An 11148-nucleotide genomic window follows, 5' to 3' on the forward strand; every position below is an offset into this window, starting at 1 on the left:
ACTACCCGGCGCCGTACATGACCAACGACAACCTGGAGTACTTCGACGACGCCTACGAGATCGGGCCGGAGAAGATCATCGACACCTACGCCGCGGCAACCCAGCACGTCGACCAGGGCCTGTCGTTGACGCTGTTCTTCAAGGACACCGCCACCACCCGCGATGTGAACAAAGCGCAGATCTACGCCTGGCGCAAAGGAATCAAGACGCTGTACTACATCCGGGTGCGCCAGATGGCGCTGGAGGGCACCGAGGTGGAGGGCTGCGTGTCCTGCATGCTCTAGCGCCTGCGGCGGGCTGGACCGCCGTCTCGCCGAGCGTGAAGTTGTTGCGAGATTTGCCCGGATTTCTCGCAACAGCTTCACGTTCGGCGCCGGTCTAGTAGGTGTGCTGCGGCCCCTGCGCCTTGGCGTACATCCGGCGGAGCAGGAAATCGCGTGCTCGGCCGTTGTCGATCACCTTGATGCCGGCGTTGGCGATCGCCGGTATGCCGGCCAGCCGGTGAAACACCCGGCCGCGCCGGTACTCGCGGCCCCAGGCCGCCTCGATTCGCTGGGCGTAGTTGCTGAAGTCGCCGGGTCCGGCGTTGGTCAGCGCCGCTATCGCGCACTCGCCAGCAGCCAGCCCGGATTCTAGTGCTTTGGAGATGCCGGCACCCGATGCCGGCTTGCCCGCGCCTAGCGAGTCGCCGGCGAACAGCACACCCGGCCGCCACGGCGGCCAGGCGGTGAAGCCCATCGGTAGCCGCCAGGCCCGTACTGTCTTGGACTTCTTCAGCTCGTCGATCGACGGCAACTTCCAGTCACTCGGCAGGGTGCCCAGGAAGTCCCCGAAAAACTGGGTGGCGTTGATGGCCTGCCAGTTCTTGTAGCTGTTGACGTAGCCCAGGCCGATGTTGACCCGCCTACCACCGAGCGGGAAAACCCAGCCGTAGCCGGGTAGTTGGTCGCCGTGAAACACCAGCCTCAGGTAGATGTCGAGGGAATCGGTGTCGGGCCGGTCGGCGGCCATCTCGGCGCGGATCGCGATGGCCGAGTAGCCGTCGTAGTCCGAGTCCAGCTGCAGTGCCCGCTTGATCGGCGAGTAGGCGCCGTCGGCGGCGATGACCGCGTCGGCGGCAATCCTCTCCCCGCCCTTGAGCGCCACCCCGGCGACCCGGCCCGCGTCGTCGACCACCGGACCGGCCACCTCGGCGCACTGGCGAACCTCTGCTCCCGCGGACTCGGCATGCTTGAGCAGCAACGTGTCCAGTTCGGGTCGGCGGGCGACGTGGCCATGGTCGGGCATTCCGGGGCGTCGCGGAAACGACAGCTCCCACAGGCTCGGACTGAACACCCGCACCCGGTCGACCCGGTGGAATCTGGCGACCTGCTCGGCGAGCCCCATCTTCTGCAGATAGCTGACCGCGCGCGCGGTCAGGCCGTCGCCGCACGGTTTGTCGCGGGGAAACTCGGCTTTGTCCAGGACCACGACCCGCGCACCGGTCTGCGCGGCCTGCCATGCGGCCGCCGACCCGGCCGGGCCGCCTCCCACAATCGCCAGGTCGAATCGTTGCTTCACCACGTCTCGTCTCGATATTCGCGGGGTGCCCAGGCATGGTCACGAGATGTTCGGGACCCCCTACGATGCTATCGAACCGACCCGCCTGCTCCGGAACGGACGATCATCGCGGGTTAGCGTGCTTTATGCGCAGGTCAGCAACGACAACGCGGTAAAGTGCTTGGCGTGCGCCGATTAGCCGGAGGAGCCGGAACAGCCAGAGCAGCCGGGGCAGCCAGAGTAGCCAGACCCAAACCCGGTGGGGACACCGGGCCGAAGGTCGACGCGCGCAGCGAACGTTGGCGCGAACATCGCAAAAGGGTGCGCAGCGAGATCGTCGGCGCCGCTTTCCGCGCCATCGACCGGCTCGGGCCCGATGTGAGCGTGCGGGAGATAGCCGAAGAGGCCGGCACCGCCAAGCCGAAGATCTACCGGCATTTCGCCGACAAATCCGATCTCTTCCAGGCGATCGGGGAACGGCTGCGTGACGAGCTGTGGGCGGCGATTTTCCCTTCGGTGGACTTCGCCACCGACTCGACCCGCGACGTCATCAGGCGCGCGGTCGAAGAGTACGTCACGCTGATCGACCAGCATCCCAACGTGCTGAGGTGCTTCATCCAGGGCCGCATTCCGGAACAGTCCGAATCGACGGTGCGGACGCTCAACGAGGGCCGGGAGATCACCCTGGCGATCGCCGAGATGTTCAACAACGAGCTACGCGAGATGCAGCTGGACCGCGCCGCGATCGAGTTGGCGGCGTTCGCCGCGTTCGGGTCGGCGGCCTCAGCCACCGACTGGTGGCTGGGTCCCACGCCGGACAGCCCGCGGCGCATGGCGAACGAGGCGTTCGTCGCGCACCTGACCACGATCATGATGGGTGTGATCAGCGGCACCGGTGAGCTGTTGGGTATCGAGATCAACCCGGACCGGCCGATCCATGAGGCGGTGCCCCGTCAGCAGCCGGTCGCCTGAGGCGCACCCGGTAGCACCGACGCCGAGTCGCCACCGCTGTGCAGGTACCATGCCGGTGGACCGAATCCCCGTAGGACCCCGTAACTTCGGTCTAAGCTCTGGCAAGCTGAAGAGGTGAAGGCTGCATGACGCAGAGTCAGCGCATCGCAGATTGGAATCCAGAAGATGGCCTGGCCTGGGATGCCGGCAACAACGTCCTCGCGCGACGCAACCTGATCTGGTCGATCGTCACCTCCCATGTCGCCTTTTCGATCTGGTCCTTGTGGTCGGTAATGGTGCTGTTCATGCCGGCATCGGTCTACGGGTTCTCGACCGGTGACAAGCTGCTGGTGGGCGCCGTCGCCTCCCTGGTGGGAGCGCTCGCGCGGATGTTCTACCCGATGTTCAACGCCAGGTTCGGCTGCCGCAGCTGGGCGACGTTCTCTTCGGTGATACTGCTGGTCCCGACCGTCGGGGCGATCGTGCTGTTGGCCCATCCCGGTTGGCCATTGTGGCCCTATCTAGTCTGCGCCGCGTTGAACGGATTGGGCGCCGGCAACTACTCGGCGTCGCTGGCCAACGCGGAGGTGTTTTACCCGCAGCGGCTCAAGGGATTCGCGCTGGGTCTCACCGGCGGAATCGCGAACCTCGGATCAGCGTCCATCCAGGCGGTCGGACTGGTTGTGCTGGCCACCGCCGGTGACCAGGCGCCGTACCTGGTGTGCGCGATCTATCTGGTGCTGCTGGCCGTTGGCGCGCTCGGCGCGGCGTTGTTCATGGACAACCTCGACTACCGCATCGACATGACTCACCTGAAAGCCATCTTGCCGCTGTCTGACTCCTGGGGGATCTCATTCCTCTACCTGTGCTGCTTCGGGTCGTTCCTCGGTTTCGCTTTCGCTTTCGGCCAACTGCTCCAGCACAACTTCATGGCCGCCGGGCAGAGCAGCGCGCAGGCGTCGCTGCATGCCGCTGAGATCGCTTTCATCGGGCCACTGTTGGGGGCGGCCGGGCGGGTCGTCGGTGGTCGATTGAGCGACCGCTTCGGTGGTGGGCGTGTTACGCTCAGTGTTTTGGCCGCCATGGTTCTGGCCGGTGGGTTTCTCATCGCCGTCAGCACCCACGACGACCTCACCCGGAGGGCCGGTGACAATCTAACGGCCATGACGATGAGTGGTTACGTCGTCGGTTTTATCGTGCTGTTCAGCCTGTCCGGATTGGGCAGCGGTTCGGTTTTCAAGCTGATCCCGTCGGTCTTCGAAGCGCGCGGCGCTGCGCTGAACGTCAGCCCAGCCGAACGCCTTGACTGGGCCCGCGTGCGGTCGGGAGCGTTGATCGGCTTCGCCGGCGCGTTCGGGACGCTCGGCGGTGTGGGGATCAACGTGGCGCTGCGACAGTCCTATGACAGCACCGGAACCGAGACACCGGCATTCTGGGTCTTCTTGATGTGCTATGTGGGCGGCGCGATGTTGACCTGGTCGCGCTATGTGTCACCCAGGAGCGCAGTCGTCGAGGCGCCAGCGGTGTAGCGCGATACTCCGCTGTTCTGCGAAGGTGCGACCGCAGCCCCACAGGACCGCAGCTTTTCGAAACCGGGCGGCACCAGCGGTCGCGACGCTCCGAGTATTCACCGCGGGTTCATGTGGCGCTTCCCGCATGTCAACGCCGTGAGCGTAATGATGAGTTGGTGGAATCCAGGACCGCCTACCGAGCGCAACTTGCGAAGCTCGTCGAGCGGCTCGAAACGATGTGCGAGCTGGCTGTGTCTGCCATGGAACGTGCAACGCAGGCCTTGCTGCAGGTGGATCTGGTTCTGGCCGAGCAGGTCATCACCGACGGCGACGAGATCATCGCGCTGGGTTCGTATGCCGAGGATGATGCCCTCGCGGTGTTGGCTTTGCAGGCGCCGGTCGCCGGTGATCTGCGGACAGTCGTCAGCGCCATCCAGGTGGCTGCTGACATCAGCCGGATGGGATCGTTGGCCCTACACGTTGCCAAGATCGTCCGTCGGCGCCATCCTCAGCACGTGTTGCCGGAAGAAGTCAACGGGTGCTTCAACGAGATGGGCAGCATCGCAGTCGAATTGGGTCACGATGCCGGGGAGGTTCTCCTGTCGCGTGACCCGAGGAAAGCTGCGGTTATGCGCCAAGAAGACGAGACGATGGACGCCCTGCTCCGGAGCCTGTTCACCGTACTGATGGATCGTGAATGGAAGCACGGAGTAGTCGCCGCCGTCGACGTGACGTTGCTGGGCCGCTTTTATGAGCGCTTCGCCGATCACGCCATCGAAGTTGCGCGCAGGGTCATCTTCCAAGCGGTCGGCAGGGGCACCGACGGAGAAAGCTGGTGGCCCGCCGTTGGGACTGCGAACTACGACACGACTGGACGCTACGCCGACCTGAGCTCGGTTACCGCCCCTACACGCAGCTGTGACCGGCCCATCGTCTCATCAAGCAGACGGTGAACACCCGGCGCTTTGCTCGTGCACAGCTCCGGTGACCAATTCCATCCCGTGGCGCACGTTCAGTCTGGCAGGAAACCACTCCGCCGGAGACGCCCCACTGTTGATGGCTGTTGCGAGCCGGACGGTCAGCGGTCACAGTGCACATTCGTGAACAGCGGATGAATGCTTCGCGTCTTAGGTGAACAAGCTTCAAAATCTCTGTGAAGGTTGGTGATCGGGTCTATGGGAGCCCGCCCGGCCAGATCTAGAGTCTTACCCAGGTCGCTGGCGCTGGAAAGCTGTTGAGCCTCAGGTGCATTGAGTGCGATTCATCGAGGCATCGGCGCCGTGAGCAGACGAGGAGATGAGGAATGTCGAAAGCGGAATCCCGGCCCGCGAAAACGCCACGCCACATGCCGCTCCGGTGGCGCGGCTTCCCGAACGTCAGGGTGCCGATGCTGTTCGTGACTTCAGCCTGGGCGGCAGCCCTGCTCGGCGTGGCAGTACCGGCACACGCCGAGCCAACCGATCCGTACACGTATGTTGCCAGCGCGACGGACGATACTTTCCTTCGGGCACTCGATCACCTCGGCATCGCGCACCCGAATGATGTCGAGGCAGTCAACATCGCCAGAGGTGCCTGCGCGCACATCCAGAGTGGCCACAGCGTTCGCGAAGCCGTGGACGGGGTGAGAAACTCCTACCCCGGCATGGCGCTTTTGCAGGGCGCCCACTTCGTGGCGGTCGCGCGGGGCGTATTCTGCCCCGACGCCTCAAGTTACTGATTCCGCTGCGGAGCCACTGCTCTCACCTGCTCTCACCGGGCTGTGCGGGCGGTATCCGACTGGGCGGCTGCACCGACTCCTTTGACCATCGCCCTGGGAGGCAGGGTGCCGTAGCGTCCACCGAGGTGGCCGGCCCGCGGAGCAGCTATCCGCCGGAGGAAGGACGGGGCACCTGGTAGCGGGGCGGCGTGACCTGCAAGATGGCGCTGACACTGGGGCGCACGATCTTGCGGGCCGCGGCCGCCCCCGCCGCCCCGGCCATCGGCCCCATGGCCGCCGCCGGCCCCGTGCCGGCCACGCTCACCTGCGGAGTCGCCCCCCACGACCCCTTGGTCCCCCACGAGGACAGGTACTGGTCGGTCGCAGCAGCGACTGGAGTCGCATTCCCCCACGCCGGCGGCGCCGACAACTGCCCCACCGCGGCCGCCTCGCCCACGCTGACCAACACCGCCCTGTCGACGCCTGCTCCCGCTGTCGCAGCTTCCGCTGTCGCAGTCAGAACCGTTGATGATGCCGCCTCGGCGGAGGCGGATGTCGCCCCGGCCAGCCCGGGCGGCGGTGAAAAAAGTGCGCCATCGGAGACGAATTTGACACCAAGAATGATGGCATCGCCGACAGCGCCGACATTACGAGCTTGCACCAACATATAGACGTCCGGGGTTCGTTGGACGTAGTTCAGATTATTCATCAGCGTGATAAACGACTGCGGTATCGGTATACCAGTCTGTGACGATGTGCCCGGTGCTGCCGAGAGCAGCTGCGGCACCGTCGAGAGAAACTGCGACAGGCTGGATTGCGAAGCAGCCGCCGCAGCGGGTGCAGCCGCGGCTACGGGCGCCGCAGCAGGGTTGGTGGTCGGCGGCGGCGCGGTGAACGGCGCCAGTTTCGTCGCCGAGGACGCCGACGTGGCATAGCTGTGCATCGCGGCGGCGTCTTGCACCCACATTGCGTCGTAGGCGGCCTCGGTGGCCGCGATCTGGGCCGCGTTCTGCCCCAGGAGGTTGGTCGCGATCAGGTTGGCCAGCAGGGTCCGGTTGGCGGCGATCAGCGGCGGCGGCACAACTGCCGCATGTGCCGTCTCGAAGGCGGCCGCCGCCGTCCGAGCTTGGCTGCCCGCCAGCTGGGCTCGTCCCGCTGTGGCAGCCGCCCACTGCGCAAACGGCGCAGCCGCAGCAGCCATGGCATTCGAAGCAGCACCCAGCCACCCCTCGTCCTGCAAGCTCGAAATCGTCGAAACGTAGCTGCGCGCAAACGAATCCAGTTCGGCGGCAAGCGCATCCCAGGCAGACGCCGCCACCGTCGTCGGCTCCGACCCCGGACCTGAATACATCCTGGCCGAGGTGATCTCCGGCGGCAACAGCCCGAAGTCCAGCATGTGCATCCCCTTCCTTGCCCGGCCGCAGCTGGCGTTGGCCGGCCCCGGCGATCACAACTGCTGTTATCCGCCGGCAGCGGGCCGCGGCATGCGGAACCGGTTTTCTCGCATGCGGAAGACGGCGTTGCCGCTGTGGTACTGCGCCGGGCCGCCCACCGGTCCCAGAGCTGGTGGCAGCGCTGGATGGTCGGGTGTGGGCGTCGCCGACTTGGCACTGACAAGTTCCGCTGGAACGGCCTGCGGGCCTGTTCCCGTTGCCTGCACCTGCGGCGACTGGGCGACATAACCTGCCTTGGGCGCTGGTGTGGCTCCCGCCCAGCTCCGCGGAACCGACAGCTTTCCCACCGATGCCGCTTTGCCGGTGCTGGCGAGTACCGGTTCGCCGTGTGCGCTGGTCGAACTCGTGAACGCCCCTTCGCCCAGCAGAAACGGCGGATTCCTCGGCAGAAAGAGATGGTTGCCGAAGAGTAGGTAACTGGTATTGAAATCGGTCTGATCACCGAACGTGACGCCGTAATTGTAATATTGCGCAGTGAACGATTCGTGGAAAAGGTTCACAACTTTCTGCAACGATTGCCAACTGTTGATGTAGTAGATGCCCGATGACCCCGACGAAGACGTGGATGCAGCGGTACTGGAGCTGGCCGACACGCTCTGCCCGAGATGTGACGAAGCCGTAAGTGCGTGCGACAAAGCTGTCTGCGCCGTTTGGGTGGCCGCGGTCCTCTGGGCGGATTGCCCGCCGAGGTTGGCGGTCTGCGGCGGCGTGTTGAACGGCGTCAGCGCGGCCGCCGCCGGCAACGAAGAGCCGGCATAGCCGTGCATGGCGGTGGCGTCTTGAGCCCACATCTCGGCGTAGTGAGCCTCAGTGGCCGCAATCGCCGGGGTGTTCTGTCCAAGAAAGTTGGTCGCGATCAGCGCCATCAGCAATGCCCGGTTGGCTGCGATCACCGGTGGGGGCACCGTCGCGGCGAACGCCGCCTCGTAGGCGGCCGCCGCCGCGCGGTGCTGGCTGGCCGTCTGTTCAGCTTGGGTGGCTGTGGCGTTCGCCCACGCCATGTACGGTGCGGCCGCGGCGGCCATCGCGGCCGAGGCAGATCCCGACCACGCCTGGCCTTGCAGAGCCGTCAACTCCGCCGCGTAGCCGGCGGCGAGCGATTCGAGTTGGCCGGCGACGCCATCCCAGGCTGTCGCGGCCGCCATCATATGGCCCGACCCGGGACCGGCGTACATCCTGGCCGAATTGACCTCGGGTGGCAGTGTCGAAAAATCCAGCATCTCTATTCCTCAAACTCTGGCGATCGTCCTGGAGAACAACGGCGGTGGCGCTCTGTGCGACGGCACGGCCACCGGCGGTGGTTATCCACCGGATTTAGGGCTGGACATCTTGAAGCGGCGAGGTGGAACCTTCAGCGCCTTGCCGACGACGGGACGCATCAGCAGGGTGCCGGCGGCGGCCGCAGCGGCCACCTCTGCCATCGATTCCGCACCCACCGTCGCAGGCGCGCCGGCCTCCCACCACGCCTCGACCTCCGACAGCCACGGTGCCTGTTGGCTGGCGATAGCAGCGACCGGCGTCGCCTGCGCCCACGACTGCGGTACGGACAGCGGCCCCACCGCACCGGCGGTGCTTGCGCTGGCAAGCACTGCATTGGACGCAGTCAGCTCCGCGGCCAGACCCGCGCCTCCGAACGTGACCGCTGACGGTGCGGCGCCCAGTCCGACCAGCGGCGCGTACAGCGCGCCGTCGGCCAACAGTCGGCCGACGATCATGCCGGCAGCGCTGGAGTTAGCGACGGTACGAGTCATCGCCGCCAAGAAACTCACCGGCCCGCTTATGGTGTTGAAGTCTCCGACGCTGGTCAGTAACGAGGTCGGTACGGTGATTCCGAATATCGTCGATGTGCCCGAACTTGATGCGGCCGGCGCTGCTGCTGCTGAGAGCTGTTGTGGCACAGTAGAAAGCAGCTGCGACAGGCTGTTGACATGCGAAGCGCCCGAGCCGGCGGCCTGGGCGGCCGTCGTGGCGGCTTGGGCGGATTGCCCGGCAGGGTTGGTGGTGTGCGGCGGCGCGGTGAACGGCGTGAGCTTCGTCGCCGACGACGCCGACGTGGCATAGCCATACATCGCACCGGTGTCTTGGGCCCACATCGCGTCGTAGGCGGCCTCGGTGGCCGCGATCTGTGTGGTGTTCTGACCCAAGAGGTTGGTCGCGATCAGGTTGGCCAATTGGGTGCGGTTGGCGGTCACCAACGCCGGAGGCACAACGGCCGCATGTGCGGTGTCAAAGGCGGCCGCCGCCGTCCGGACTTGGCTAGCTGTCTGCTCAGCTTGTGCCGCTGTCGTCGTTGCCCACGCGAGATACGGCGTCGCCGCGGCAGCCATCGCATTCGAGGCAGGGCCCATCCAACCCTCCTGCAACGTCGAAATCGCCGCGGCGTAGCCTTTCGCGAACGAATCCAGCTGCGCGGCAACCGCGTCCCAGGCCGACGCGGTTGCTGCCATCGGCGCCGACCCCGAGCCGGTATACACCAAGGTAGAAGTGATCTCCGGCGGTGAGGCCGCGAAATTCGACATGGGCAATCCTTTCGTCAACGCTTTCGTCAACCCTTTCGTCAACCGACCGTCCCGACACAACGCCGCGACAGGCCCGGCGGGAACCTCAGTGCTCCCAGGAGACGTCCAGAATCCCTCCCAGGAAGCTTCCAGGACGGAAGTTAGGCCCAGGGGATGACTCGGCAGCGACCATGGACTAAACGGCAGATGAACGAAAGGTTTTAATCTCGGGACCTATTCGTTCGCTCGGTCGTTTCGATGACCCGGGCCGGTTTGTCTTGATGGGCCTCGGGGGCGCCAGCCGCGTTGACACCCCGGTGACGCCGGACAGCCCGGTGGTCGCGTTGACAGCCCGGTGGACGCCGGACAGACTGAAAGCAGCAAATACCCAGTACCGGCGTTCCCAGGAAAGGGTCCAGGAAAGGATCGCAGTATGACCATCGTCGAGCAGGCCGCCAACCGGGCGGCGGACAACGCCCCGGCGGTGCATACCCGCGCGCTGGTCATCGGGGCCGGGTTCGCCGGGCTCGGCATGGGCATCGCGCTGCAGCGACGGGGCATCGACTTCCTGATCCTGGAGAAGGCCGACGAGGTCGGCGGCACCTGGTACTACAACAGCTATCCGGGCTGTGCGTGTGACGTGCCGTCGCACCTGTACTCGTTCTCGTTCGAACCCAAGGCGACCTGGAGCCGGTTGTTCTCACCACAGCCGGAGATCCTGGACTACCTCAAGGGCGTTACCGACAAATACGGGCTGCGCCGCTACATTCGGTTCGGTTCGCGGGTGAACCGCGCGCACTGGGACGGCGATGAATGCCGCTGGCACGTGTTCACCGAGTCGGGTCGGGAGTACGTGGCTCAGTTCCTGATCTCGGGCGCCGGAGCGCTGCACATCCCGAGGCTGCCGGACATCGAGGGCATCGACGACTTCGGTGGGGCCGCTTTCCATTCCGCCGAGTGGGACCACAGCGTCGACCTGGCCGGCAAGCGGGTCGCAGTGATCGGCACCGGCGCCAGCGCGATCCAGATCGTGCCGGAACTGGTGCGCAAAAAAGCCGCTGTCGCGCAGGTGCAGCTGTATCAGCGCACCCCTCCTTGGGTGGTGCCGCGGCCGAACGCGCCGTTCCCGAGAGTGGTGCTCGGCGCGTTCGCCACCGTTCCCGGTCTGCGGCTGGCGGTGCGTTCTGGGATCTACTGGTGGCTCGAAGGCCTGGGCTATGCGATGACCAAACGGCCGAACCTGCTGCGGGCGGTCGAGCTGGTCGGCCGGTGGAACATCCAGCACTACGTCCACGACAAGGAGCTGCGCCGCAAGCTCACGCCGCACTACCGTGCCGGCTGCAAGCGAATCCTCTACGCCGGCAACTATTACCAGGCGGTGGCCAACCCGAAGACCACGCTGACCTCAAAATTTCACGGTAGCCCGAGTTCTCCCGTGACGGCCGTTGAGGCCGCGAGTTGGTTCGAATTTTCGGGTTGTGGGTGAGCGGCGGCGCCGC

7 protein-coding genes and 3 pseudogenes are annotated in these 11148 nt (G+C 65.7%); 6 read left to right on the top strand and 4 right to left on the bottom strand.

The window, feature by feature from the left end; translation table 11 throughout:
* Nucleotides 1–284 (top strand): annotated as a pseudogene (locus AC2VOP_RS14065) (class 1b ribonucleoside-diphosphate reductase subunit alpha); the annotation flags it as partial.
* A 94-nt stretch (nt 285–378) separates the two neighbouring features.
* On the opposite strand, the gene AC2VOP_RS14070 reads toward AC2VOP_RS14065, so the two are convergent.
* Nucleotides 379–1560, bottom strand: coding sequence for an NAD(P)/FAD-dependent oxidoreductase (locus AC2VOP_RS14070; RefSeq protein ID WP_486961551.1), 1182 nt, complete (start codon nt 1558–1560; stop codon nt 379–381).
* Nucleotides 1561–1725: 165 nt separating this feature from the next.
* On the opposite strand from AC2VOP_RS14070, the gene AC2VOP_RS14075 reads away from it, so the two are divergent.
* The 4 genes and pseudogenes from AC2VOP_RS14075 to AC2VOP_RS14090 all read left to right on the top strand — a co-directional run bounded on the left by AC2VOP_RS14075 (nt 1726) and on the right by AC2VOP_RS14090 (nt 5718).
* Complete coding sequence (locus tag AC2VOP_RS14075) at nt 1726–2511, top strand: TetR/AcrR family transcriptional regulator (protein ID WP_486961545.1); 786 nt, start codon at nt 1726–1728, stop codon at nt 2509–2511.
* A gap of 125 nt (nt 2512–2636) precedes the next feature.
* Nucleotides 2637–4019, top strand: a complete 1383-nt coding sequence (locus tag AC2VOP_RS14080) for an MFS transporter (protein WP_486961546.1) — start codon at nt 2637–2639, stop codon at nt 4017–4019.
* Between the two features lie 158 nt (nt 4020–4177).
* Nucleotides 4178–4834 (top strand): annotated as a pseudogene (phoU, locus tag AC2VOP_RS14085) (phosphate signaling complex protein PhoU); the annotation flags it as partial.
* A 470-nt stretch (nt 4835–5304) separates the two neighbouring features.
* Nucleotides 5305–5718, top strand: a complete 414-nt coding sequence (locus AC2VOP_RS14090; RefSeq protein WP_486961547.1) for a DUF732 domain-containing protein — start codon at nt 5305–5307, stop codon at nt 5716–5718.
* Between the two features lie 145 nt (nt 5719–5863).
* Here the strand turns inward: AC2VOP_RS14090 and AC2VOP_RS14095 are convergent, their stop codons facing one another.
* The 3 genes from AC2VOP_RS14095 to AC2VOP_RS14105 form a co-directional block, all read right to left on the bottom strand.
* Nucleotides 5864–7093, bottom strand: coding sequence for a PPE family protein (locus AC2VOP_RS14095; RefSeq protein ID WP_486961548.1), 1230 nt, complete (start codon nt 7091–7093; stop codon nt 5864–5866).
* A 63-nt stretch (nt 7094–7156) separates the two neighbouring features.
* On the bottom strand, nt 7157–8371 hold the full coding sequence (locus AC2VOP_RS14100; protein ID WP_486961549.1) for a PPE family protein: 1215 nt from the start codon (nt 8369–8371) through the stop codon (nt 7157–7159).
* Between the two features lie 81 nt (nt 8372–8452).
* Nucleotides 8453–9670, bottom strand: coding sequence for a PPE family protein (locus tag AC2VOP_RS14105; protein ID WP_486961550.1), 1218 nt, complete (start codon nt 9668–9670; stop codon nt 8453–8455).
* 412 nt (nt 9671–10082) lie between these two features.
* On the opposite strand from AC2VOP_RS14105, the pseudogene AC2VOP_RS14110 reads away from it, so the two are divergent.
* Nucleotides 10083–11057, top strand: a pseudogene (locus AC2VOP_RS14110) (flavin-containing monooxygenase); the annotation flags it as partial.
* Nucleotides 11058–11148: the final 91 nt, after the last annotated feature.

Source organism: Mycobacterium sp. TH-M106 (genome assembly GCF_057473765.1).

Coding starts and splice junctions, on each gene's coding strand:
- AC2VOP_RS14080 (WP_486961546.1), top strand. CDS start 2,637: ATGACGCAGAGTCAGCGCATCGCAGATTGGAATCCAGAAGATGGCCTG.
- AC2VOP_RS14090 (WP_486961547.1), top strand. CDS start 5,305: ATGTCGAAAGCGGAATCCCGGCCCGCGAAAACGCCACGCCACATGCCG.
- AC2VOP_RS14095 (WP_486961548.1), bottom strand. CDS start 7,093: ATGCTGGACTTCGGGCTGTTGCCGCCGGAGATCACCTCGGCCAGGATG.
- AC2VOP_RS14100 (WP_486961549.1), bottom strand. CDS start 8,371: ATGCTGGATTTTTCGACACTGCCACCCGAGGTCAATTCGGCCAGGATG.
- AC2VOP_RS14105 (WP_486961550.1), bottom strand. CDS start 9,670: ATGTCGAATTTCGCGGCCTCACCGCCGGAGATCACTTCTACCTTGGTG.